Annotated in this window: 23 protein-coding genes; 21 read left to right on the forward strand and 2 right to left on the reverse strand. The window is 46.7% G+C overall.

Features of this window, described 5'->3' with window-relative positions; all coding sequences use genetic code 11:
• Positions 1-143: 143 nt before the first annotated feature.
• The 14 genes from EIZ58_RS27730 (at position 144) to EIZ58_RS27795 (ending at position 16,246) form a co-directional block, all read left to right on the forward strand.
• Positions 144-857, forward strand: coding sequence for a class II aldolase/adducin family protein (locus tag EIZ58_RS27730; RefSeq protein ID WP_167578008.1), 714 nt, complete (start codon positions 144-146; stop codon positions 855-857).
• Between the two features lie 36 nt (positions 858-893).
• Positions 894-2,144 (forward strand): aromatic ring-hydroxylating dioxygenase subunit alpha, encoded by a 1,251-nt coding sequence (locus tag EIZ58_RS27735; RefSeq protein WP_134704231.1) that lies wholly within the window; start codon positions 894-896, stop codon positions 2,142-2,144.
• A gap of 2 nt (positions 2,145-2,146) precedes the next feature.
• Positions 2,147-2,413, forward strand: a complete 267-nt coding sequence (locus EIZ58_RS27740) for a hypothetical protein (protein ID WP_167578009.1) — start codon at positions 2,147-2,149, stop codon at positions 2,411-2,413.
• A gap of 72 nt (positions 2,414-2,485) precedes the next feature.
• The gene (locus tag EIZ58_RS27745; protein ID WP_134704233.1) at positions 2,486-3,586 is read left to right on the forward strand and encodes a TAXI family TRAP transporter solute-binding subunit; all 1,101 of its coding nucleotides are present in this window, start codon (positions 2,486-2,488) and stop codon (positions 3,584-3,586) included.
• Positions 3,587-3,631: 45 nt separating this feature from the next.
• Complete coding sequence (locus tag EIZ58_RS27750) at positions 3,632-5,575, forward strand: TRAP transporter permease (protein WP_167578010.1); 1,944 nt, start codon at positions 3,632-3,634, stop codon at positions 5,573-5,575.
• 28 nt (positions 5,576-5,603) lie between these two features.
• Positions 5,604-6,278 (forward strand): isochorismatase family protein, encoded by a 675-nt coding sequence (locus tag EIZ58_RS27755; RefSeq protein ID WP_134704235.1) that lies wholly within the window; start codon positions 5,604-5,606, stop codon positions 6,276-6,278.
• A gap of 70 nt (positions 6,279-6,348) precedes the next feature.
• Positions 6,349-7,143 carry an IclR family transcriptional regulator gene (locus tag EIZ58_RS27760; protein WP_134704236.1) on the forward strand — a complete coding sequence of 265 codons (795 nt, stop codon included), beginning with the start codon at positions 6,349-6,351 and terminating at the stop codon, positions 7,141-7,143.
• Positions 7,144-7,340: 197 nt separating this feature from the next.
• Positions 7,341-8,558, forward strand: coding sequence for a Gfo/Idh/MocA family oxidoreductase (locus tag EIZ58_RS27765; protein WP_134704237.1), 1,218 nt, complete (start codon positions 7,341-7,343; stop codon positions 8,556-8,558).
• A gap of 41 nt (positions 8,559-8,599) precedes the next feature.
• Positions 8,600-9,820: an MFS transporter gene (locus EIZ58_RS27770; RefSeq protein WP_134704238.1), complete on the forward strand. Its 1,221-nt coding sequence runs from the start codon at positions 8,600-8,602 to the stop codon at positions 9,818-9,820.
• Between the two features lie 40 nt (positions 9,821-9,860).
• A complete protein-coding gene (locus EIZ58_RS27775) occupies positions 9,861-10,853 on the forward strand; it encodes a PhnD/SsuA/transferrin family substrate-binding protein (RefSeq protein ID WP_134704239.1) in 993 nt (330 codons plus the stop codon).
• A gap of 293 nt (positions 10,854-11,146) precedes the next feature.
• Positions 11,147-12,643, forward strand: a complete 1,497-nt coding sequence (locus EIZ58_RS27780; protein WP_205672373.1) for an aldehyde dehydrogenase family protein — start codon at positions 11,147-11,149, stop codon at positions 12,641-12,643.
• 73 nt (positions 12,644-12,716) lie between these two features.
• A complete protein-coding gene (locus EIZ58_RS27785) occupies positions 12,717-13,493 on the forward strand; it encodes an isochorismatase family protein (RefSeq protein ID WP_134704240.1) in 777 nt (258 codons plus the stop codon).
• Positions 13,494-13,514: 21 nt separating this feature from the next.
• Entirely contained in the window at positions 13,515-15,158 is a 1,644-nt protein-coding gene (locus EIZ58_RS27790; protein WP_134704241.1) for a thiamine pyrophosphate-binding protein, read from the forward strand.
• Between the two features lie 29 nt (positions 15,159-15,187).
• Positions 15,188-16,246, forward strand: coding sequence for a TAXI family TRAP transporter solute-binding subunit (locus EIZ58_RS27795; protein ID WP_167578011.1), 1,059 nt, complete (start codon positions 15,188-15,190; stop codon positions 16,244-16,246).
• A 510-nt stretch (positions 16,247-16,756) separates the two neighbouring features.
• Here EIZ58_RS27795 and EIZ58_RS27800 read toward each other — a convergent pair.
• Positions 16,757-18,217, reverse strand: coding sequence for an aldehyde dehydrogenase family protein (locus tag EIZ58_RS27800; RefSeq protein ID WP_134704243.1), 1,461 nt, complete (start codon positions 18,215-18,217; stop codon positions 16,757-16,759).
• 249 nt (positions 18,218-18,466) lie between these two features.
• On the opposite strand from EIZ58_RS27800, the gene kynA reads away from it, so the two are divergent.
• Together kynA and EIZ58_RS27810 are read left to right on the forward strand one after the other, a co-directional pair.
• Complete coding sequence (gene kynA, locus EIZ58_RS27805) at positions 18,467-19,321, forward strand: tryptophan 2,3-dioxygenase (RefSeq protein WP_134704244.1); 855 nt, start codon at positions 18,467-18,469, stop codon at positions 19,319-19,321.
• 16 nt (positions 19,322-19,337) lie between these two features.
• A complete protein-coding gene (locus tag EIZ58_RS27810; protein WP_134704245.1) occupies positions 19,338-19,949 on the forward strand; it encodes a Crp/Fnr family transcriptional regulator in 612 nt (203 codons plus the stop codon).
• Positions 19,950-20,469: 520 nt separating this feature from the next.
• Here the strand turns inward: EIZ58_RS27810 and EIZ58_RS27815 are convergent.
• Entirely contained in the window at positions 20,470-21,105 is a 636-nt protein-coding gene (locus tag EIZ58_RS27815) for a Crp/Fnr family transcriptional regulator (protein ID WP_134704246.1), read from the reverse strand.
• A gap of 288 nt (positions 21,106-21,393) precedes the next feature.
• Here EIZ58_RS27815 and EIZ58_RS27820 point away from each other — a divergent pair, with 288 nt between their 5' ends.
• The 5 genes from EIZ58_RS27820 to EIZ58_RS27840 are packed head-to-tail and all read left to right on the forward strand — an operon-like array spanning position 21,394 to position 25,472.
• Positions 21,394-22,875 (forward strand): 4-hydroxyphenylacetate 3-hydroxylase family protein, encoded by a 1,482-nt coding sequence (locus tag EIZ58_RS27820; RefSeq protein ID WP_134704247.1) that lies wholly within the window; start codon positions 21,394-21,396, stop codon positions 22,873-22,875.
• A 20-nt stretch (positions 22,876-22,895) separates the two neighbouring features.
• Positions 22,896-23,462: an FAD synthetase family protein gene (locus EIZ58_RS27825; protein WP_134704248.1), complete on the forward strand. Its 567-nt coding sequence runs from the start codon at positions 22,896-22,898 to the stop codon at positions 23,460-23,462.
• On the forward strand, positions 23,459-24,013 hold the full coding sequence (locus EIZ58_RS27830; protein WP_370297822.1) for a 3-hydroxyanthranilate 3,4-dioxygenase: 555 nt from the start codon (positions 23,459-23,461) through the stop codon (positions 24,011-24,013). Before EIZ58_RS27825 ends, EIZ58_RS27830 begins: the two co-directional genes overlap by 4 nt.
• The gene (locus tag EIZ58_RS27835) at positions 24,004-25,014 is read left to right on the forward strand and encodes an amidohydrolase family protein (RefSeq protein ID WP_134704305.1); all 1,011 of its coding nucleotides are present in this window, start codon (positions 24,004-24,006) and stop codon (positions 25,012-25,014) included. Before EIZ58_RS27830 ends, EIZ58_RS27835 begins: the two co-directional genes overlap by 10 nt.
• Complete coding sequence (locus EIZ58_RS27840) at positions 25,011-25,472, forward strand: RidA family protein (protein WP_134704249.1); 462 nt, start codon at positions 25,011-25,013, stop codon at positions 25,470-25,472. The genes EIZ58_RS27835 and EIZ58_RS27840 overlap by 4 nt, the downstream gene beginning before the upstream one ends.
• The last annotated feature ends 14 nt before the right edge of the window (positions 25,473-25,486 follow it).

Below are 25,486 nucleotides of genomic sequence, written 5' to 3' on the forward strand. Positions count from 1 at the left end.
TTGAAACTTTACAAAGTTTATATTGTTAAAATTATCTAATAATAGTATAATAAAACCACGATACGATATGCGTTTCGCATTGTGGAATGAACAGAACTATCATACAAACCATCAATCGATTTTCTAAGAGGAGGTTCTTAATAGTGAGTGAAGATCACCAGAAATTAAAACTTGAAGTAGCCATGGCTGTACGGATGCTGGAGAATATCGGACTGCTTGATATGAATGGGCATGTGAGCTGTCGAATTCCTGGAACGGACCAATTTTTAATTAATTCCCGCAAAGCCAGCCGCGCGTCTGTCAAGGTATCGGACATTGTATTGTGCGATATGAATGGGAATTTGTTGGAGGGCGACTCGGAACCTCCGAGTGAATACCACATACATACCGAAATTTATAAAAGGCGAGGGGATGTGCAGTGTGTCATTCATAACCATCCTCACTATCAAACGGTACTTGGGATTGCGGATATCGAGATGAAACCGGTATTTGGGATCGGCTCCTTTGTGGCGAATGTGCCGGTGTACGAAAAGTCCAGCTTGGTTAATACCGCAGAGATGGGGGCTGAACTGGCTGAAATATTAGGCGGTGGAACGACCATACAGCTTCGCCATCATGGAACCGTTCTCGTCGCGGATAGTGTGAAGGCTGCTTTTGCCAAGTCTGTATTTATTGAAGAGAATGCCAAGAAACAGTATGATGCCATGCTGTTGCGAACCGATATTCGCGTGCTGGAAGGAGAGAATCTGGTTCGTACGCGAGACACGGCTTGGCAGCCGAGCATTGTGCAAAAGGTCTGGACCTATCATGAAGAGAAGGCCGTTAAAGAAGGAGCTCTAGTGGGGCTTGTTGATTAAGGAAAATTTTAAATTATTCAAGAAGGAGAGAATTGTATGCTAAGCCAACAACAAAATGAATTATTAACCAAAGTCGGACCAGGAACACCGATGGGCAACCTGCTGAGAAGATATTGGATACCCGTGGCTGCCACCAGTGAATTGAAGGATAAACCAACGAAGAAAGTGAGAGTCTTGGGCGAGGATTTAGTCCTGTATCGTGACCGATCCGGTAATCTCGGATTGATTGACGAAAGATGCCCGCACCGGAAAGTATCGATGGTCTATGGAATCCCTGAAAAGGATGGATTGCGATGCCAGTATCATGGATGGTGCTTCAATAAGCAAGGGCAATGCCTAGAGCAGCCCAATGAACCCGCGACCAGTACCTTTAAGGACCGAATTAAAATTAAAGCTTATCCCGTTCAAGAGATGGGAGGACTGATTTTTGGCTATCTAGGACCGGAGCCAGCTCCTTTGCTTCCCCGCTTTGACGGATTTGTAGTAGAGAATGCCGTTCGCATGATCGGAAATGCCGTCATCCCATGCAATTGGCTGCAGATAATGGAAAATTCCATGGATCCGATTCATACGGAATGGCTCCATGGACACTACAACGCCTATATTTTAGAGCGGGACGGCAAGTCCCTGGAAGACGCATTCCAGCGAAAGCATAACAAAATTGAATTTGATGCCTTTGAGTATGGCATTGTGAAGCGCCGATTGTTAGAAGGGCAGACCGAGGAAAGCGATGACTGGAGAATTGGGCACCCGGTTGTATTCCCTTACATGTTAGCCGTAGGAAGCGGAGGTTTAGGGGCCTATCAGTTCCAGATCCGGGTACCGATAGACGACGAAAACACTTGGCACGTATGGTACATGGCTTATGCCCCTGGCGAAGAGGTGGAAATTCCAGAACATTTGAAGGAAATCCCGTTGTATGAGGTCCCGTATAAAGATGAAAACGGAGACTACCTGCTCGATTACATTGATGGGCAAGATATCATGTGCTGGATTACACAAGGGACCATTGCAGATCGTACGGATGAGCGGCTGGGAACTACCGACAAGGGGATCATTGCCTATCGCCAGATGCTGAAGGAACAGATTGCGAAGGTTGAGCATGGGGAGGATCCGATCGGGACCATTCGCGATCCAGAGAAGAACCAGTTTATCGAGCTTCCGTTGGAGCGCCATAAGCACCATTTTAGTGCCGGGTTTAAGAGTGTATTCAGTCGTTTTCAAACGCGGTTTTCTCCAACGATCGCTGAGGTTGTTGAACTGTTCGCGAAAGTGGGAGTGAAGTAATGATGCAGGATCGGTTGCGAAAGCATAGCGAGTGTCCTGCCCCATCCTCCCTCATCCATCCGGATGAGGGGGAACTATCTCAATATTTTACAAGAGTCCAATTCTGCAATTTTTGCGGAAATTCGATGTTGGATCCGCGCAGTTTTATCGTGGAATATTGGCGGTCGGAGCAAACGGTTTATTTTTGCTGGTGCCACTCCTGCCATAATCGTTGGGAGGTAGCTGAAGTAACAAGAATCACCATGATCGAACCGGAAGAGGAAGAGTAGCATTTTTTGAAAACGATGCCAACTTATTGGTGGACAGCTGACTGAAAACTATCTTAATTGGAGGAGTCAAATATGAAAAAAATCTCTCGCAAAGCTTATGTTCCCGCTTTCGTTTCTCTTGCCTTATCCGTGAGTCTGGTGGCTTGTTCCAGCTCGAGCACGGCACCCGTTGCACCCGAGACCACAAATACGAATGCCGGCGTAACCACGCCAGCGGCTACGGCTCAGCCGGAAAGCATTGATAAAGCCAATACGGACCCGCTTAAGGTCACCTTGGCTGGTGGGTCTGTGGGTGGATTTTGGTCTGGGTTAGGCCAAGTCATTTCCAAATCCTTTGCAGATACCTATCCAGGCTCAGCGGCCACCTATGAGCCAGGGAGCGGTGCGGGAAATATCAAGCTCATTGATGAACAGCAAGTTGAGATAGGTCTCGTACAAAACGTTGAAGTGGTGGCTGCTCAAAATGGATTGGCGCCGTTTGCGAAAAAGTACGATGAGATGATGGCCATTGGAACCATCTATAATAATGCTTACATGCAGATCTCGGTACGCAAAAACTTTGCGGATCAGTACGGGGTGAAGAGCCTAGCGGATATTGCGGCCAAAAAAGTGCCGGCCAGAATTGCGATTAATCAACAAGGAAATCTAAACTCCTTAGCAGCCCATTCCGCGTTGACTGCCAACGGCATCACGGAAAAGGATCTGAAAGATTGGGGCGGTTCATTGACCTGGGCTGGCAGTACCCAGCGGTGGGATGCCATGGGAAATCAACGGATGGATATTACCATTGACTTCGTGTTCGCACCAGATGCGAAGGTGCAGGAAAAAGCAGTTCATACTTCCTTGGAGCTTTGGTCCATCGACCAGAAGACAGCGGATGCCATGAAAACAGAGTGGGATTTGCCGGCTCAAACGATTCCAAAAGGCACCTATGAATTCCAACAGGAGGATGTCTTCACGGTTGGCATAAGCGGAATTATTCTCGTTAGCCAAAAAGTGAGTCCGACCGATCAGTACAAAATGGCGAAAGCGCTCGTGGAACAGCTTAGCATTATCCAAGCTCTTCATCCCGCGATGAAAGACATGACAGCTGAGCAAATAGCTAATACGGGATCCATTCCACTCGCTCCTGGCGCCAAGGAATTCTTCCAAGAGATCGGAGCGATCAAGTAATTCCTAACGCCCAAAAATAACGGTGAAGAAAGGTGGTACTGCATTTTGGTTTCACAATCGACAGAACAAGAGCTGAATTGGTTCCAGGCGTTTTTCAAAGAGGGCAATCGCAGGCATTTAACGGGAACCTTTCGCACTCTCATTTTAACCTTAGCCGTCATTTTATGTATTTTCGAGATTTGGCTGGGTGCCATTGGAACCATGGATTTGTACCAATATACGACCATTTTTTATCCTTTGGTTCTCACGGCAGCCTTTCTTCAGTTCAGTTCAACGAGGCGGGTGAAGGGACATCAACCGACGTGGCTGGATATCCTGTTGGCCCTGATTTCCTTGGCTATTGGTGTGTATTTCTTGGTTAATATCGATACCTATTTAAAGCGCATTCCCTTATTTAATCCACTGACACCGACGGAAATGGCGGTGGGGATTGCTACGGTACTGTTAACCCTGGAAGCCACGCGCAGGACCTTAGGCTTTACCCTCACAAGCGTAGTCCTTGTGATCTTGGCTTATGTCTTTTGGGGGCATCATGTCCCAGGCGCCTATTCTCACCGGCCCATTGCTTGGAATCACTTTTTCGACGATATGGTATTTACCGTAAACGGGATCTTTGGAACGCCATTGGGGGTTGCTGCGACTTATGTGTTTTTGTTTGTCCTGTTCGGGGGAGTTTTTACAGCCGCAGGTGGCGGGGATTTCTTCTTTCGCTTAGCGGCCTGTATTTCTGGACGAAGTGTGGGCGGCCCTGCCAAAATTACCGTGATCACTTCCGGCATGTTTGGGATGATTTCCGGCAGTCCGACGGCAGACGTGTTGACAACGGGATCGATTAATATTCCCACGATGAAAAAGATGGGGTATTCACCGGTCTATGCAGGTGGTTTGGAAGCTGCCGCTTCCACAGGTGGAAGTATCTTGCCTCCTATCATGGGGTCTGCCGCCTTCCTTATGGCCGAATATGCTGGAATTGGCTATGGCCAAATCATCATTGCCGCAACGGTACCCGCTATTTTGTACTATTTGGGCATCATGCTCCAAGTGCATTTCCGCTCAAAAAAGCAGAATATGGGGACCTTAGAGGGCGAGGACATTCCAACGTTCGGGACGGTGATGAAAGAGGGATGGGTGTATCTTCTTCCGCTGGTGTTCCTCGTCGTGGGAATTATGAACGGATTACCCGCTTCTTATGTGGCGGTAATGGCAACGGGAATTGTATTCGTTTGCAGCTGGTTTACCCCGAAGTATCGGATCGGCTTGCGGTCGCTGATTCAAATCCTGGAGGAGATCATTCAACGGATCGTTCCGGTAACGATGGCCTGTGCCGCAGCGGGGATGCTCATTGACGGGATTATGCTGACGGGACTGGCGTCCAAGTTTGGATCCCTCATCTTCTCCGTTACATCGGGAAGTATGTTCCTAACGCTTGTGGCGACTGCCGTGCTATGCATTGTGTTCGGGATGGGAATGCCTGTGTCTTCAGCTTATATCTTAACCGCTGTTTTGGCTGCTCCGTTACTGATTAATATGAATGTTTCGGTTATGAGTGCGCATCTGTTCATTGTTTACTATTCTTGCTTGTCGGCGATTACGCCTCCTGTAGCGGTGGCGGCCTTTTCCGCAGCCAGCATTGCCAATGCGGACCCGGTCAAAATCGCTCTCAACGCTTGTAAACTGGCGATCGTGGCCTTTATCATCCCCTTCATCTTTGTCTATGATTCAGCCCTATTATTAGAAGGAAGTATCCTCAACATCGCGACAAGTATTGTCATGGCGGTTTTTGGAGTGTTTGCTTTGGCTGTCGCCGCCGAGGGTTGGTTTAAGTCGGAAATGAACATGCTGGAGCGCGCCGCACTCCTTGCGGGAGGAATCTTGATGATTATACCTGGTTTGATCACGGATCTTGCCGGTTTAATCATCACGCTCATTGTCGTCAGCTTGAATCAGTTCAAGGCGAAAAAAGAATCAGCTGAAGTGATTAAAGCGTAAAAGCGGGGGAATATGGAGGATTAAGGATATGAGAACATTTGAAGATCACTGCTGGAAGGATATGGTGACTCCAGATATATTAGAGATTTATAAACACTATGAGCGGGAAACTTTTATTGGGAAACGGCCCGCCGTATTGTTGATTGATCTGTATAACTTGGTGTATGAAGGAGGGGGTCGTCCGGTCACGGAGGTAGTGAAGGACTATCCGAGTTCATGTGGCATTCATGCTTGGCAAGCGGTTGAACCGACCCAGCAATTGATCGCTTTGGCCCGAACGAAGGGGATTCCTTTAATCTACTCAACGCAAGGCACAAACCAAATTCAGGCGACCTATCGCCAGAAAAATGTCATTTTTGATCATTCCTACGAGATTAAAGAAGAGTTTTCTCCACAAAAAGAGGATGTGATTCTATACAAAGAAAGAGCTAGCTGTTTCTTTGGAACTCCTTTGATCGCTTATTTAACCCAAATGGGGATTGACTCCCTCATTATCTGCGGGGAAAGTACAAGCGGTTGTGTCCGGGCTACAACGGTGGATGCCTATTCCTATGGGTTCCATGCTGTCGTGGTAGAAGAGTGCACGTTTGATCGCAGCTGGCTTTCTCATCAAGTAAGCTTATTTGATCTTCATCATAAATACGCCGATGTCATGCATCTAGACGAAGTGAAAGAACATCTATCCCACCGGCCGAACCTGTGACAGGGCTATGAAAATCTTGCGGACGTGTTAAAATAATAGGTAAACAGAGGGGAAGGATAGGGGGCTAGTAATGAAAGAATCAGGACAGACTGTGCAGTCCGTGGAAAGAGCGATGCGGATTATGGAGTGCTTTACATTAGAAAAGCCCCAGCAGACACTCGGGGAGCTTGCAGCTCAGACGAATCTCTCCAAGAGTACGGTTTACCGCTTATTAAGCACGTTAGAAGGGATCGGTTATATCAAGCAGGATGATCTCACCCAAAAATATAGTCTAGGGTTTAAGGTGTTTTTTTTGGGCTCCGTCGTTACGGGAAACCTCTCTTTACGGGAAACCGCTTTGCCTTTTATGAGAAAGCTCGGCGAGGAAATATCTGAAACCGTGGACCTTAATATTATTGAAGGAGGCCAACGCGTCTGTATAGAGATGGTGGAAAGCTCGGAGCAGATCCGCAATATTGTTAAGGTCGGGCAGCGTAATGCTCTATGGGTAGGGGCCTCCGGTCGGGTTTTGCTAGCGAATCTGGAAGCGGCAGAACGCCAAAACATCTTGCAAGAAGCGGTCAGACAGAACCAGTTAGATATGGATCAGAGTGTCTTGGAAGAAAAGCTGGATCTCATTCGAACGAAAGGCTATGCGATCTCGATCGATGAGCGGGTGAAAGGGTCCTTTGCTATCGCATCGCCCATTTTTACCCATGAGGGGAAGTTAGCAGGTGGAGTTACAGCTGCAGGTCCCATCCATCGCTTGTCTGGTGACCAAACCCCATTCGTTATTCAACAGGTTATGCATACCGCATACCAAATATCGCAAGCCATGGGAGATATCCAGGCGAAAAATCGATATCCTTCCATGATTACCGCATAGGATTACTATAACCGTGACAACGCACTGGCTACATTGGCTGGTGCGTTTTTGTTAGGTTATTAATGATCATCGTAATATTGAAAATAATCAAACGAAATGCTATAATAATTTTAAAGATCCACTATGTGGAATGCATTTCGCAATACGGAATGTGTATATCTATCATTTAAAAACTGTGAAGTTCAAGGAGTGAGAAGATGGCAAACTACCTAAGTAGAGAGAATCCGCTCAGGATGGGAATTTTAGGTTTGGGTATTGCGGGCAGTTCGCTTCTCCCGGCGATGACCAAGCATCCCTATATCAGAGTGGCCGCGGCAGGCGGGAGAAACAAGGAACCGCTTGAGAAATTTGCTTCTGATTATGGAGCCGAATATCACTTGAGCGTAGAAGGATTATGCCGAAGCGATCAAGTCGATGCCATTTACATAGCAACTCCGACGGAGTATCATGTGGAACATGTCAAGATGGCCGCACAGTATAAGAAACATGTCATTGTTGAAAAGCCGTTGGCGGTCACGATGGAAGAAGCGGATGAATTGATCAAGATAGCGGAACAGTCTGGCATACATATGATGGTGGGGCATTCCTTTAGCTTCGAACCGCCTATACGGAAAATAAGAGAGATTATTGAAGAAGGATCGTTAGGTAAAGTGAGGATGATTCATAATTGGTATTTTAATGACTGGATGTATCGACTGCGGACCCCGGAAGAATTAGATACATCCTTAGGCGGTGGAGTCACCTACCGTCAAGGATCCCATCAGTTTGATATCATTCGTTATCTTGGTGGGGGGATGCTTCGAAGTGTTCGCGCCATGACAGGGCAATGGGATGAGACGCGTCCAACTGAAGGGGCGCATGCGGCTTTCCTGGAATTTGAGGATGGGACCGCAGCAACGGCGGTTTATAATGGGTATGATCGCTTTCATACGACCGAGCTGACATTTGGAATCGGCGAGGGGGGGCCATCAGTGAAGCCAGAAGGGTATGCCAGCTCTCGGAAAAACATCCGGAAGATGAGCGATCCCACTACGGAAAAAGCATTGAAGCGTAAAAAAGGATATGGCGGTAATCTAGCTAAAAATTATCAGAATGTTGCGCATCATCAGCCGTTTTTCGGTTTGACGGTAGTCAGCTGTGAACGGGGGGATATACGCCAGTCACCGAACGGTTTGTTTGTTTATGGGGAGGATGAGAAGGTGGAGCTGGAGCTGCAGCCAGAAACTGGACGTGACGTCATGATGGCTGAATTCTACGATGCCATTGTCCAAGATCGCCCTCCTTTGCATGACGGCAGATGGGGAAGAGCGAATTTGGAAGTATGCAACGCCGTTTTGCAATCTGCTAAAGAACGAAAAGAAATATTTCTATCTCAGCAAGTAGCCGTTTCAATAAACAAGTTAGGTGTAGGCTGATCGGGTTCAATTCTCCCGAACGGGAAAAGAGGAGCTTCACCTTGAAACTCTATAGTTTTTTACTCATCATCACTTTATGCTGCGTGGCATTACAGGGTACGCGGCCGATTGTATCCTTATTTGCCGATTCACAGGGGGCATCGTTGACAACCGTTGGAATGTTGGTCTCCGCGTACGCTTTTTTTCCCATGCTGATGGCCGTGAAGGTCGGCAAATGGTTGGATCGTTATGGGGCGCGTCGTATCTGCTTGCTGGGCAGCACGGGGATGCTGGTGGCGATCTTCATTCCTATCCTTTTCCCTTCGCTGGTTTCGCTGTTTATCTCTCAATTCTTGATGGGAGGATGTCAAGTTTGCGTGTTGGTATCTTTGCAGAAAACCGTCGGCAATCTGCCAGGGAATCGAGATAAGCTGATTGCGATGTTTAGCCTTACTGGTTCCATCGGCGAATTTATAGGACCGATCCTGACAGGATTTAGCTATGAGCATTTTGGCTTTCGGGTATCTTTTTCCGTTTCAGCTGCTTTAATCGGAATCGCCCTATTGATTGGCCTAAGGATACCCGCAGCATCTTGGAAGAGTAGTACGGCAGCAGAAAAGATTCCCATGGGTAAGATGTCTTCTTCGTGGACGATGCTGAAAGATCCCAACTTGCGTAAAGCTCTCATAATTAGTGGATTAGTGCTCTATTCCAAGGATTTATTTGTTGCTTATTTTCCGATCTTCGGTACAAGCGCAGGGATGTCAGCAGGGGATGTTGGGATTACGCTGTCCCTTATGGCTTCAATGGCGATTCTGGTTCGGCTATTTCAATTTCAATTGGTTCAAGCTTTTGGTCGAGGGAAGGTCTTAACCACCACGCTGGTCATCAGCGGCCTCGCATTTTTATGTATTCCGTTGACAACCCTGCCGGTCGTGTTCGGGCTTCTCGCTCTGTTTCTTGGAGCGGGATTAGGGCTGGGACAGCCGTTAAGCCTCGTATACGCGTTGAACGTAAGTCCACCGGAGAGGCAAGGGGAAGTTTTGGGCATGCGCTTGACCTTTAATCGGGCTTCTCAATTTATTTCGCCTTTCCTTTTTGGAGCCGTCGGCCGAATAGCAGGAGTTTCATCGATCTTTCTTTTCAGCGGCGTGGTGATCCTGCTAGGAGCCTACTTTACTCGGATGCACAGCAGCAGAAAGGAGCAACCTTTATCCGAAAAGGACAAGGATCCTGTTCGGGTGGAGGATCTAGCCGCTGGAACTCAAGAAAAGTCCATTTGAAACGGTAAGCAATTAAAACTAGAAGGGTGGAACAGAACAAATGTCAAAATTAAATTTAAGCTTTGCATGCTGGGATTATGATCGGATCCGCGCATTGACTGACGGAACGGTTCAGGTAAAAGGTATCGATCTGAATTGGTTGAATATGCCGGTGGAAGAGACATTCTGGAGAATGATGCGCCATCAGGAGTTTGATATTTCCGAATTGTCCCTGTCTTCATACTTGATTGCCAAGGACCGAGGTTATCCTAATTTTACAGCCATTCCGGTATTTATGTCGCGTTTCTTCCGCCATTCCGGCATTTATATCAATAAGCATTCGGGTATTAAGGAACCGGCAGATTTGCGCGGCAAGCGGATCGGGATTCCGGAATACCAATTGACGGCTTGTCTTTGGATTCGCGGAATTTTGCATCATGATTACGGAGTTCATCCAGCGGACATGAATTGGTATACAGGAGGACAGGAAACGCCGGGAAGAATCGAAAAAGTAAAATTGGAGTTGCCGCCAGAGATCAACATTCGTCCAATCAACGAAGAACAAACCCTGAACCAAATGCTTGAATCCGGGGAAATTGATGCTTTGATCGCCCCGCGCGCACCCTCTTGCTTCTTGAAAGGATCGCCTAACGTACAGCGTTTGTTTCCTGATTATATGTCTGTTGAAAAGGATTACTACCAAAGAACGGGCATTTTCCCGATCATGCATGTGGTGGCGATCAAGGACGAAATCTTGGAAAAACACCCGTGGGTAGCGGCCAATCTATACCAGGCTTTCGTAGAAGCCAAACAAAAGGTGTATGAAGGGTTCAAGCAAACCGCTGCATTGAAGGTTACCTTGCCTTGGTTCATATCCGAATGGGAGAACACCCGGGAGCTGATGGGAGAGGATTTCTGGCCGTACGGCTTAGAGAAAAACCGAAAGACACTAGAAGCGGCCGTGACCTATTCCTATGAGCAAGGAATGATTAAAAACCAATTGAAAATCGAAGATCTGTTTGCAAAATCTACGCTGGAAGAATATACGCTGTAAGGTAACGCAGGATATCCTATGCCGATCCACTGCTCTCATGCAAATAAATAACATATAAAGTCAAAAAGCTGCCATTGAGGTAGCTTTTTGCGCTTTAAATATCTCTTGGCCACAAAGGGGATCGAACATGTTATAAGCCCATATTGCTTTTTTAGATTTTGTTTTATGAAAAAATTTAGAAAATTAATTGACAAAAAGTTAACTAAATTATATATTTAAACCATACATAAACAAAAATAAGTAAGTTTAGATAAGTTCTAATGAGAAATTAATCAAGAGGAGGGATAAGAGTGATGGGGATTCGGACGCGAAGTGAAAACGAAGCATGGGCAAGGACGGTCTTAGATCGAGAATGGAAGATGCTCATTGGCGGGGAATTGGTCGAAGCGCAAGAGGGAGAGACCTTTGGCAGCTATTCCCCTGCAACCGGAGAATTTTTGGCAGCGGTACCATACGCCAAAAGAGAGGACGTTGATCATGCTGTAGAAGCGGCCAAAGCTGCTTTTCCAGCGTGGAGCAAGACGCCGGTTTTGGAACGTGTAAGAATGGTTCGTGAGCTGATTGCGCTGTTGAAGGAAAAGGCAGAGATCTTAGGGCTGATTGATGCCGTCGACTCCGGTAACCCGGTGACGGCCATGATTGGCGATGTCCACCTGGCTGCCGCCATGCTCGATTACCAGTGTAATGCTGCGATGGAAGTCAAAGGGGCAACGATTCCTTCCACCTCTCAGCATTGGCATATCACCCGCAGGGAACCCTATGGAGTCGTAGGTCGCATTATTGCATATAACCATCCGATTCTTTTTGCCGCTGCGAAAATCGGGGCTCCTGTACTGACGGGAAATACGCTCGTACTTAAGGTGCCGGATCAGACGCCTTTAGCCCCCTTGCTTCTTGCCGAATATATAAAAGACATTTTTCCGCCTGGAGTCGTTAATATCATATCAGGGGATGGTCTAACTACAGGAGACGCCTTGGTCAGGCACCGCGATGTGAAGCGAATTGCCTTGATTGGTAGCGTACAAACGGGACAGCGCATCCTGCGGTCAGCAGCAGAGGTGGGAATTAAGCATGTGAGCTTGGAATTGGGCGGGAAAAACCCGATGATTGTTTTTCCAGATGCTGACCTGGATAAGGCGGTAGAAGGAGCGGCGAATGGGATGAACTTTTCTTGGAGCCAGGGGCAGTCCTGCGGATCCACGACTCGCTTGTTCTTGCATCAAGCGATCCATGATGAATTTGTAGAAAAGCTGAGGAGGAGGGTAGAAGGAATACGTATCGGTCAGCCGCTCGATCCGGAAACGGAAATGGGTTGCCTAGTATCTGAAGCTCAATTCGACAAGGTGAATGCTTACATTCAGCTTGGAAGGGATGAAGGGGCCGAGTGCATCACAGGAGGAGGAAGACCGCATGGAGCGGAATTTGAAAAGGGATATTTTGTACGGCCTACGATCTTTACTCAGGTTACCAATGACATGCGGATTGCTCAAGAAGAAATCTTTGGCCCTGTGCTTAGCGTGATCCCCTGGTCAGATGAAGAAGAGGTAATCCGCTTAGCCAATGCTACAGACTATGGCCTAACAGCTGCGGTGTGGACTCAGAATATCAATAAAGCGTTTTCGTCGATTGATCAGCTGCAAGCAGGTTTTACTTGGATTAATGGGAGTGCGCGCCATTTTATTGGGGTTCCTTTTTCAGGGCATAAGAGCAGCGGGCTGGATTCGGAAGAAGGGATTGAGGAGTTGATCAGCTTTACGCAAAACAAAACGGTGAATGTGATGATCGGTTAATCGGAAGAATCTTGACCCTGTCTGCATGTACAGGAATAATAGAGGTATTATGGCACCGGGATAGGGGATCGAGATGGATAAGGATTATTTAACAATTAAAGAAGCGGCTAAAATGCTGGGAGTATCCTCAAGCACGCTGAGGAGATTGGAAAAGGATGGCGTGGTGGAAGGGTACGGACTCCATGTTTACTATACGCCAGGCGGGCAACGCCGGTATTACTATAATGAGGTCGAGTATGCGTACAAGAAATGGGGAGTATCTAAGAAAGTTGGTTTCGGGGCAAAACCCTGCATCATCGTGCGGGATTTGATCAGAGCTTTTACCGATGAATCATCGAAGGCTGGCTATGATTTGAGTGAGGTGATTGAGCAGACCCGAATCTTGCTCGAGCAAGCGAAGGAGGAGCAGATTCCGGTGATCTTTGCCATTACCTTTTATGAACCGGGGAATCGCTATTCAGAGATTTGGGCGAAAAAGATTGAATCCAATCAATTGCTGATCAAAGATTCCGTGTGGACGGAAATCGATCCAAGGCTATCTAGCTTTGCATTTGAAGAAGTGATGTTTAGTCCCTATGTATCGCCTTTCTTTCGTTCGCAGCTGGCCGACTGGATAGAAGAGCATGAGATCGATACGGCAATTGTGGCGGGCAACAGTACCAGCGGCTGCGTCAGGGTTACGGTGATTGATGCCCTACAGCATGGACTGCGTCCCATTATCGCTAAGGAAACAGTAGGTGATCGTTCTCCCTTAATTAATGAGACCGCCTTACTGGAATTGGATGCAAAGTATGCGGATGTGGTGTCCATGGAAGAGGTTCTCCGCTACTTTGCGAGTTTGCGGAAATAGACATAATGGGAGGTAGAGGAAGTGAACGGAGCCCAAGCGGTGATTGAAACATTGAAGCGGGAAGGCGTAAAGTACGTCTTTGGCTTACCCGGTACAACGATCATGCATCTATTGGATGCATTATATGATGAAGAAGAGATTCGTTACATTTCGGTGAGACACGAGCAAGTCGCTTCTTTTATGGCGGATGGCTTCGCCCGTTCATCAGGGAAGGTTGGCGTCTGTATGGCATCCCGAGGTCCTGGTGCTGCCAATTTAACCATTGGCATCCATAATGCCTACGCGGAGTCTGTACCGGTGGTTGCGATATTGGGACAAGTATCGGATGAGCTGTATCATCGCGACGCCTTTGAAGAAATGGACCTGGTCAAATTTTTCGAGCCTATTACCAAGTGGTCTTTTGAGGTTCACAACACCCATCGCATTCCCGAGCTTCTGCAGCGGGGAATCCGAACTGCGATGTCCGGTCGGCCGCGACCCGTGGCTGTATCGATTCCGCTGGATGTCCAGTTAAAGGAGGCTGACTTTGCTTTTGGCCCTGCCCTTCGCAGGCATCATCAGATTGTGGATGTGGAAGGCATCCGGAAGGCTCTTCCGATATTGAAGGAGGCTCAAAATCCCGTGATTTTTGCAGGAGGGGGAGTCGCCATCTCAGGCGCTTCGGATGAGCTGGTCCAATTGGCTGATCAGTTGCAGGCGCCCGTTGTGACCACATGGAGAAAAGCGAATGTATTCCCCAATGACCATGCGCTCTATTTTGGGAATGTGGGTCCGGGCTGTCCGCCCGTCAGCTGGGATGTGCTGAAAGAGGCCGATGTGTTGCTTGCTGTAGGGCTTCATTTTTCCGAATTTTCCACCAACCGTTGGACGACGATCTCCGAACATACCAAAATCATTCATGTGGATGTAGACGAAAACGAACTTGACAAGGTGTACATGTCGGAGGTTTCCTTATTGGGGGATGCCAAGGCCACGTTAGCCGAATTGCTGCGCGAACTGGATGGGTACCAAGTGGACTCCGTTCATCGGTCGCTCATCCCAGGCTATCGCGAGCGATTTCGAGCGGAGATACGGCTTCCTGAATGGAAAGAAAATACGCCGGTAGCCTCTTCCGCTGTGATGGAATCCATTGGCCGGATGATGGAAAAGCATGACGTGATCCTCGTCGAGGACGCGGCCACCTTCGGGGCCTGGATGCTGAGATATGGTTCGTTTCAGCCGGGGCAGTATTATGCTGCGGCCGGAGGCTCGATGGGCTGGGGCTTCCCGGCAGCGATGGGCATTGCGCTAGCTCACCCCGATCGCCGTGTAGTGAATGTCACAGGTGATGGCGCCTTTTGGATGGTGGCTCAAGATATGGAGACGGCGGTTCGCGAGAACATTCCGGTGATTAACATTGTATTGAATAATTTCTGCTACGGGAATACGCGAGATCGCCAAAAAACCGCTCATCAGGGCAGGTATATCGGGATTCACTATCAGAATATTGATTTCGCCCAATTTGCTCGATTGCTGGGGGCTCACGGGGAGCGCGTCGAGAGCGCGGATCAGCTCGATCAAGCGATTGAAAGAGCCATTGCCTCCGGCAAGCCGGCCATTATCGACGTGATCCAAGACCAGTGGGAGGGCTTGCCGCCAGGATCCATTCCCGCTGTGGCCAAATAGCCGTTTCTACTTATCAAGGAGGGATCAATGTGAAAAAGCAGCTTTTTGCATCGTTCATTTCGGTATGGGCTGGCATTCTGATTTTAGCTGGTTGCGGGGGACAGCAAGTGGAAACAGCGAAGGAGAATCCTGGAGCAGCCCCAGCTGCACAGCCACAAGGAGCCAAGGTCGTGGAGAATCTATCCCTGACTTTGGCAGGAGGAAATCCAGGCGGGTTTTGGTCTTTGATTGGGGAGGGCGTTTCGAGTGTGCTTCGGGAATCCATTCCCAATACGCAAGCCAATTATGAGCCAGGAGCTGGAGTCCCCAATACGATCAATACGGCAAGTGGAAAAATTACAATGGGGCTGGCTCACAACTTTGAAGTAAAAGCAGCGTTAACGGGAATGGAGCCCTACAAGGAGAAAGTTCCCGAAGTTCAAGCGATTGCAACCGTATACAATAATGCCCCCCAACAGTTTGTCATCACCCAAGAGTTCGCGGACAAATATGGCATTCAAAGTTTGGAGGACATTGCAGAGAAAAAACCGCCCATTCGCGTGGCCATCAATCAAAGGGGAAATATGACCGAGACGATCAATCGCTTGTCCTTTGAAGCAAATGGCTTTACTTACGAGGATATCAAGAGCTGGGGCGGTGAGGTATACTTTGATTCTTACAGCCAAGCCATACCGCTGATGAAGGATAATAAAATTGACCTTTTTGGTGTTCCCGCTTTTGCCCCAGATGGCAAAATTCTAGAGCTTCTAGGCTCGAGGAAAATTGCCTTGCTCCCATTGAATGAGAAAGCCCAAAAGCTCCTGGAAGAGCAGCTAGGCGTCCCTACCGGTGTGATTCCAGCAGGATCCTATGAATTCCTAAAGGAAGATGTCCAGACTTCGCTTTCCTCTGCAATTATTGTGGTTGATCCGAAGATGTCGGTGGATGAAGCGTACACCATAACGAAAACCTTGGTAGAAAACTTGGAGAGAATTAAAGCACTCCATAAAAACTTAAGTGTGCTCACTCCGGAAATCATGTCCAATGTCTCCCCTGCCCAGTTGCACCCTGGAGCTGAGCTATACTATAAAGAAGCGGGATTTAAGTAGTGTGCCTGTCACGCCCCAATTTTGTTGATCAAATTACCATGGCTAACGGGATGTAGCTACACTCCACCTCTAAAGGGTTAAGTCTCTTGACTCTTGAAGACTTTCAGCCCAGTAATTTTATAGGACGAAGAAGGACCCTTCACAATCGAGGCTTTGGCATTGTACCTTCGTGAACTTTTTCTTATTGTCGTTGGCTTTAGGCAGCTCCTGAGGAATATAAGGAAGAAGCGTATAGAGGGTATAACGGTTCTTTTGGTCCATCTGGTACATTGGAGCAGGATGACACCGAGACCTGGGCTCGGAGGAAGTCTAATGAATATCGAACTTATTTTTCAGATTTCCAACTTTCTTTACCAGGAGGCTTATTTATTAGACCATCGGCAATATGTAGAGTGATCTAGAACTTGCGTCTTTGCCAAACCAACCCATAGAAAAAATGGAAATGAAAGTGAGAGATTCGTAAAGAATGAACAAATAAAGCGCTGGAGAGTCCAGCGCTTTATTTGCCGTTTAGAATGGATACTGACGATTTTTCGTTTGGACGGAAACCCACTTGGTAACGGTAAATTCTTCGACCACCCATGGGTTGCCGAATCGGCCTAAACCGCTGGCCTTATTTCCGCCAAAGGGAATGAAGGGAGCATCGTTGACAGTTTGGTCATTGATATGGGTCATCCCGCTATCTACTTGCAAAGCTAAGGCTTCTCCTTTTTCTAAATCGCTGGTAAAAATTGCGGAGCTTAAACCATACGCCGTATCATTGGCAATCGCTATCGCTTCTTCATCCGTTTGAGCCCTAATGATGGTAGCAATGGGTGCAAAAAGCTCCGTTTGGGCTAACTTGCTGGAATTGTCTACATCTGTGAAAACATACGGAGTCAGAACGTTACCCACGCGTTGTCCTTCAAAGGCTACGGTTGCCCCTTCCCGCTTCGCATCTTCAATATACTGAAGGGCTTTTTGCATTTGGGTCTCATTCACTAATGGCCCGATGACAGTTGCCGGGTTGCTTGGATCTCCATAGGGCAGGGATTTCGCTCTTTCTACAAACTTTTGCACGAATTCATCATGCTTATCCTGGTGAACGATAATTCGGTTGATGATCATACAAATTTGACCCTGGTGGATAAACTTCCCGAATACAGCAGCTTTGACAGCTTGATCTACGTCCGCGTCAGATAAAACGACAAATGGGCTGTTACCGCCTAGTTCAAGGGCCACTCTTTTTAAATTTTGTCCTGCGATCCCGCCAATGTGACGACCTACTGCGGATGAACCGGTGAAGCTGATCAACTGGGCATGAGGATTCGTCAGCATCCCATCACCAATTTCCGGAATATCCGTTAAGATAACATTTAGTACTCCATTAGGAAGACCAGCATGTTCAAAAGCCTTCGCGATGATGGATCCGCCGGATAAAGCGACTTGGATATCAGGCTTATGAACAACGCTGTTTCCAAGCGCGATGGCTGGAGCAATGGTTCTCATCGAGAGATTCATAGGGAAATTAAACGGTGAAATGGATGAAACGACGCCAAGAGGCAGGCGATGGATATGATTCAGTTTTCCTTCAACGTGACCAGGGACCTCGCGAACTTTGTAAATCTCGTCCGCATACTTACTAGATTCTTCTAAAAACTCCAGGGTAAGATGGAGTTCAACATTGGCTTTTAAGACCGTTCCGCCTGTCTCCTTAACAATGATTCCCACAATTTCTTGGCGATTTTCCTTTAGATATTCGGCTGCCTTGTGCAGAACCTCCCGTCTTTCTTCAACAGAAGATTTCGCCCACTCTTTTTGTGCTCGATTGGCAATATCGAAAGCGCCTTCAAGCTGTTTGGCAGAAGCCAAGCGTACGGAGGTGATGATAGAATTATCATAAGGGTTTAAGATATCATAGGTACGATCGCTTAAGCCCTCTGTCCATTCTCCATTAATAAAGCTCAGGTTTAGGTCTTCATAACGTGCCATGAAAATACCCCTTTCAGTATGTAATAGTAAAGGAAGCGCTTGCAAGGTGTTGGTTTCATACTCCCTTTTGTTTAAATTCAGCCTATATACTGAATAAATTAAATTATATATTCTGGGTAATAATAGGGTAAACCACCTAATTCTGTTATATGAAACAGCATACAAATTTTTTGGTTGATCCTGTTCCTTTGTGAATCTATCAAAAAATGGTATACTTGATAGAGTATCCTGATAAAGGTGGTGAAAGGCTTGTCCGATCAAGAGAAAGAGAGAACAAAGCCTGCAGGTCTAGAAGAAGGAATTGTAACCGATTTCAAAAAGGATTTAACGTATGGCGACTATCTACAGCTTGAGAACGTATTGAACAGTCAGCATAGGTTGTCTGATCATCATGATGAGATGTTGTTTATTATCATTCACCAAAGCTCTGAGCTGTGGATGAAGCTAATTTTGCACGAAGTGAACGCTGCCATTGAATGCATCCGACTTGATAATTTGGACCCTTCTTTCAAGATGCTTTCCCGTGTATCGCGAATCCAGCAGCAACTGATACAGTCTTGGGATGTGTTATCGACACTGACTCCTGCGGAATATATGGAGTTTAGGGATAAGTTAGGCTACTCATCCGGGTTTCAATCCTATCAAAATCGGTTAATTGAGTTTGCATTGGGACACAAGAATGAAGAAATGCTCAAGGTCTTTTCACACCAGGCGGATCTATATAGAAGGATGGAGTCTGCCCTTCATCAGCCAAGCATTTACGATGTGGCCATACAAGTGTTAGCTCGCCGCGGGTTTTCGATCGACCCGGAGTGCTTGGATCGAGATTGGTCCAGAGACTACCAAGCGAACTCAAGTGTTGAAACGGCCTGGCTATCCGTATACCGAGACGTGGAACAATACTGGGACTTGTACGAACTAGCAGAGAAATTGATCGATATTGAAGACCGCCAGCAGCAATGGCGTTATAATCATATGAAAACGGTTGAGAGAATCATTGGCTATAAGAGAGGAACGGGAGGCTCTTCTGGTGTACACTATCTCCAGCAGAGACTAAGCCATCGATTCTTCCCTGAATTATGGAGTATTCGGACTCTATTGTGAAAAAAGAGGTGTGATCATGCTAGAGCTTCGCTATAAGTGGGAACCCTTTTTAGACTTTGGACAAAGACTTGAACTATCTAAGAACACGGTGGTTTATAGGCAAGGAGAGAGTGGAAAAGGATTCTATTATTTGAGTAAGGGCGGAGTGAAGATTCTGGTCCTTTCGGACAATGGCGACGAGCGCATTGTCAACTATGTTCCAGTAGGGATGCTGTTAGGTGAGCATGGAGTGTACCAAGAGGCTTATCTGACTTCGGCTGTCACGACATCTGATTCGGTTTTGTATTACTTTTCAGACGATGCCCTTTCCAAGGTTTGCTTGGATCATCCCGAGGCGGCTACCCTTTTTACGAATTCTTTAATTTACAAATTTAGAGTTTTGGCTGAGATCATTTCTATGTTGGATAGCCCGGTCGAGCAACAGATGGCTCATTACTTACTTAAACTGATTAAAGAAAACGAGACCGTTGCGATTGATCAAACCTCGTTTGCACAATATATCGGGACATCAAGAATTACGGTGAATAAAACTTTTCAGAAGTGGAAGCAGCAGGGGTTGATTGATATGATCGGTAGGGAGATTAAGATTTTAGATGTCAGAAGGCTAACGCAAATTGGCGAAGCATAGAAAAAAGGGTGGAGAAATTTTTAAAAGAGGTGCAAGCAAGGGTATTCACAAACGCTTTATTAAGTCGCTCTTTAAGTTGTTTTTAACACTTTAATTACATGGAAATTCACAAAAGAAGGGCTTCCATCAACTGTTAGGTTGATGAAGAAGTCCTTCTTTAATTTTGTTTGTGTTATTATGGAGGGATTTTAGCCAGTAAGATATTCTATTATGAATTCAAATAAGACCAGGATTCGGACTGGATCAAGCTTTTTTGGCTCTGCGCTGTCCGAATGAGCCCAGGATTCGGACTCGATCAAGCTTTTTTGGCTCCGGGCTGTCCGAATGAGCCCAGGATTCGGACTCGATCAAGCTTTTTTGGCTCCGGGCTGTCCGAATGAGCCCAGGATTCGGACTCGATCAAGCTTTTTTGGGCTCCGGGCTGTCCGAATGAGCCCTGAATTCGGACTCGATCAGACTTTTTTTTCTCCGCGCTGTCCGAAATAGAAGTGTATTCTTGCCCCTCGTAAGCAACCGTTACCTACGGAGTAGATTCTTTGATTAGAGCCCTTAATAGATGTGGCTTTAAGATGTGAAACTTGCGATCCTGGATTTCTATAATTCCTTCTTTTTTCCATTGCTTGAGGATCTTGTAGACGGTAATCCGGGTTAGTCCGGTGCAGTTTGCGAGGTCTTGCTGCGTGAGAGGAACCTCATGGTTTTTAAAATCATCAAAGATATTGAGGAGTAAAACGGCTATTTGTTGCTCGGAGGTAAGGGCGTTTAAGTTGATCCCTTCTAAAAGAATGCGCATTTTGTGAATGACCGTTTGGGCAAACACAATTCTTAGTTCGGGATGCTTGGCAATCAGTTCTTTGAACTGGTCGCAAGGGAAAAAATAAAGTACGGAATCTTTTACCGTTTGGGCTGTCGTGAAGTGAGCCTGCTGGTCCATGATCTGTACCCCAAGCAACTGGCCGGGAACGACGATATTGAGAATCCGATCCTTTCCTATAGCAGTAGCAGTTACAACTCTTACTAACCCTTTATGTAGATAGTAAAACCCGTCTCCAATGGAGCCTTGCTTATAGATGATACTTTTTCCCTTGACGAATTGTCTTGTTCCTAAACTCAAATAAGGCTCCCAATTGTATGCGCTTTCAAACAGAGTTGCCATGCTATCACTCCTATAGTTATAGATTGGATATGCTCGGATAGAAGAAATTAAAGCCAGCCTTACTTGCCTTTGTCCAGATCCTAGATTTTAGAAGAAAATGGTACTTTTGCGTTCATTATAATTCGTTAACACAATATTTACAATGACTATGTGAAAAAATCCAACAAACTAAAAACTTGAAAATACGTTAATTGCGCTACAGTTGTTTTGATCATTCGGTATTATAATGCAATTGTGAACAAACAAAATGCTACAAGTCAAAACTTAAAATAAAGAGGAGGAATTAGCATGGGAATCCGTACGGGGGCTCAATACATTGAAGCATTAAAATCAAGGAAACCTGAAGTCTGGCTATCCGGCAAGAAAGTGACCAACCTTTTTGATGAACCCGTGTTTAAGCAACCGATTCTCGAAATTGCCAAGCTCTATGATATGCAGCATGATCCAGCGTACCAGGATAAAATTACCCATCTTTGTGAGGAAACCGGAGAAAGAATCAACAACGCTTTCCTCGTTCCGAAGAATTATGAGGATCTTCAGAAGAGAAGAGCGGTTTTTGAAGAATTCGCGAAGGCTACCTTTGGTCTTATGGGAAGAACTCCTGACTTCTTGAATGTGGTACTGACCTCTATGGCATCTAACAGCTGGTTCTTTGAAAAATACAACAAAGAATGGGCAGAAAATATCCAGAACTATTTCCGTCATGTGCGTGATAACGATCTATTCTTAACGCATGCCATCATCAATCCCCAAAATGACCGTAGCAAATCTTCTCATGGACAGCAAGACATGTTTACTCACTTGGGCGTAGTCAAGGAAACACCGGAAGGATTAGTGGTAAGAGGTGCAAAGATGCTGGCTACGCTTGCTCCCATTACGGATGAAGTGATTATCTATACTTTCCCGGGATATCAGCCGGGCGATGAGCGTTATGCGATTTCTTTCGCTTTGCCTGTAGATACTCCAGGATTGCGAATTCTCTGCCGTGAAGCGATGCAGGATGGAACCCGTTCTTTGTTCGATCACCCGCTGGCATCAAGATTCGAGGAAATGGATGCTGTGCTTGTTTTTGATGATGTAGTTGTTCCTTGGAATCGAGTCTTTATCTACAACAACGTAGAAGCGGCCAATCTATTGTATCCGAAGACAGGAATTGCCCAACAGCCTGCACATCAGTCTGGTGTCAGAGGGCTAATCAAGCTTCAATTTGCCACGGAGGTGGCGGTTAAAGTGGCTGATTCCATCGGTGTAGACGGGTTCTTGCATGTTCAAAACGATTTAGGTGAACTCATCCAGGCCGTTGAAACGATTAAGGCGCTGTTGAAGGTGGCTGAGTATGAACATGAGGTAACCGCGCAAGGAGAAGCTATGCCAGATTGGATCGCCCTTGAAACAATCCGAGGATTAATGCCAAAGATGTATCCCCGGGCCATTGAGGTAATGCAAACCATTGGAGCCGGCGGATTATTGATGTCACCGACAGAGGCAGATATGAAGAGTCCGGAAATTTCAGGAGACTTTGAAAAATATTACCTAGGTCGAGCAGGCGTAACAGGAGCAGAACGCATTAGTGTATTTAAGCTCGCATGGGATCTGTGCGGAGAAGCTTTTGGTCAGCGATTACTGCAATACGAGCGTTACTATACAGGGGATCCGATTCGAAAAAGAGCGATCTTCTATAACACTTACAAGAAGCAGCGTTCCTTTACGATGGTTGAAGAAGCATTGAAGGGCGCAGAAGAAGAAAAAGCACTAATATCCAATAACTAGAGGTTAGGAGGAGGTTGAGAATGAAAACACATACCGATGGCGTTCTTCGTTTGCCAGCTTCGGTTATCGCAATCGGTGTCTTTGATGGTGTTCACCAAGGGCACCAGGCTGTGATCCAGCAAGCGGTTGACCGGAGCAGGGAGTTACAGGTGCCGAGTGTGGTGTATACATTTGATCCTCCTCCTCGAGCGTTTTTCCAAGGGGCTCGCATATTAACGCCCCTTCCAGTGAAATTAGAACGGTTAGCCGCCTTACAAGTGGACCATGCGATTGTGGCTCCATTTGATGAATCCTACGCCCGTTGCGGAGCAGGACCGTTTATTGAGCGTTTAGCTAAATTAAATCCACTTGAAGTAAGGGTGGGAGAAGACTTTCGCTTTGGCAGAAACCGTGAAGGAGATATTAACCTGCTTAACCAGCATTTTCAAGTTAAGATAACCCATCCCGTTTGTTGCGCGGAAGGGCAGCGGATATCCTCCACGAGAATTAGACAGTTGATTGCCCAAGGGGAGATCGAGCGATCTTTTTCCTTACTGGGATGGTCCGAACAACACTTTGGTTACGATGAAAGGGGATTGGAAAGATGAAAAGTGAAGCTGTAAAGCGTATCATGCCTCCATTACATCTATGGAAATTTATTGAGGAGCATAAGGACCAACTGAAGCCGCCCGTCAACAATAAGCTGATTTGGAAGGATGCTGAGCTGATGGTGATGCTTCTGGGTGGACCGAATAAGCGACGGGACTTTCACGTGGATCCTTCTGAGGAAATTTTCTATCAGTTAAAGGGAAGCTGCTTTGTAGAGATCATCAATCATGAAGGCAAACGAGAGGTCATTGAAGTCAAAGAAGGCGAAATGTTCTTGCTTCCTGCTAATGTGCCGCATTCCCCTCATCGGGTCCCTGACACGATCGGAATCGTCATTGAGAGAAATCGGGCAGAAGGGGAAATGGAGGATTTTGTATGGTATTGTGACGAGTGCGATCACGAGATGCACCGCGTTACGGTACAGTTAACGAATATTGAAACACAAGTCAAAGAAGCGATTTACAGCTTCAATAGCAACGAAGAGCTTAGGAAGTGCACAAATTGCGGATACGACATGCCGCCGGAAGCGAGTGAGTGGAAATGCGAGTAGATTTTCATACCCATATCATTCCAGAAAATTTTTCGGAGCTGACGAAACATTTTACAGGTGATAAATGGCCTCGACTTGAGCGCACATGCGCCTGCGGCGCTAATATTATGGTGGCTGGAAAGGTATTCCGGGAAGTGACCGATCAAGTATGGAGCCCCGAAAAGCGAATCCACGATATGAATGGTGAAGGTGTGGATATCCAGGTGCTATCTCCAATCCCGGTCACCTTCTCCTATTGGGCACCCGCAGAAGAAGCAGAGCTCATGGCGCGAATTCAAAATGATTTTATCGCAGAAACCGTAAGTCAAAATCCTACCAGATTCATCGGATTGGGCATGGTTCCGATGCAGAATGCAGAAGCAGCTATTCGTGAAATGGATCGTTGCATCCATGAGCTAGGCTTAAAAGGAATTGAAATCGGCACGAACGTAAACGGAAATAATCTGGATGATCCTTCTTTCCTTGAGTTTTTTGAAATGGCAGAGAAGTGGGAAGTTCCGCTCTTTATCCACCCGTGGGAAACGCTAGGAAAAGAGCGGATGCCGCGTCACAACTTGATGTACACGGTGGGAATGCCAAGTGAAACGGCACTTGCAGGAGCAAGCTTAATCTTAGGTGGTGTCATGGATAAGTTTCCTAACCTAAAGATTTGCTTTGCTCATGGCGGGGGATCCCTACCTTACCTCATCCATCGCTTGGATCAAGGTTGGAAGGTTTGGCCGCATCTTCGTCTCATTCAACGGCCTCCGAGTTATTATGCAAAGAAATTCTATTTTGATTCTTTAGTAAATGATCCTGTCAACATTCGCTATCTTGTAGACAACTATGGTTATGACCGCGTCATCATGGGGTCGGATTATCCATTCTTGCTAAGAGAAGTTCCACCAGGCAAGGTCATTGACGACACGCTTGAATTAACAGAAGAACAAAGACTGGCCATGTTGGGCACAAATGCCCTTCGCTTTTTAAATATACCGGTAAAAGAGGCGATACGAAAATGAACCAGCGAACCCTTACACCTGAAGAGCGTCTGGAAGAATTAGGCCTTCGCTTGCCTGAACCGAGAAAAGCTGCTGGCAACTATGTGAGTTGTGTACGAACAGGCAATTTGATTTTCACCGCTGGTCAAGGGACAGATGAGTACCGAGGCAAGCTTGGAGCAGACGTATCCATTGAAGAAGGTTACCTTGCGGCAAGACAATGCATGCTCAATCTCCTAACCGTTATTAAAGAAGAGGTCGGGGAGCTAAGCAAAGTGAAGCGAGTGGTTAAGATCCTAGGGTTTGTAAACAGTACACCTGAGTTTACGGACCAGCCCAAGGTGATGAACGGCTCTTCCGATTTGCTTGTCCAGGTCTTCGGAGAAAAGGGAAAACATGGGCGTTCTGCTGTTGGAATGGCCCAGCTCCCTCACAATAATGCAGTAGAAGTAGAAATGATTGTAGAAATAGAAGAATAGCAGGAGGGTGCCAT

This window comes from Ammoniphilus sp. YIM 78166, assembly GCF_004522215.1.
In the GTDB taxonomy this organism is placed as follows: Bacteria; Bacillota; Bacilli; order Aneurinibacillales; family RAOX-1; genus YIM-78166.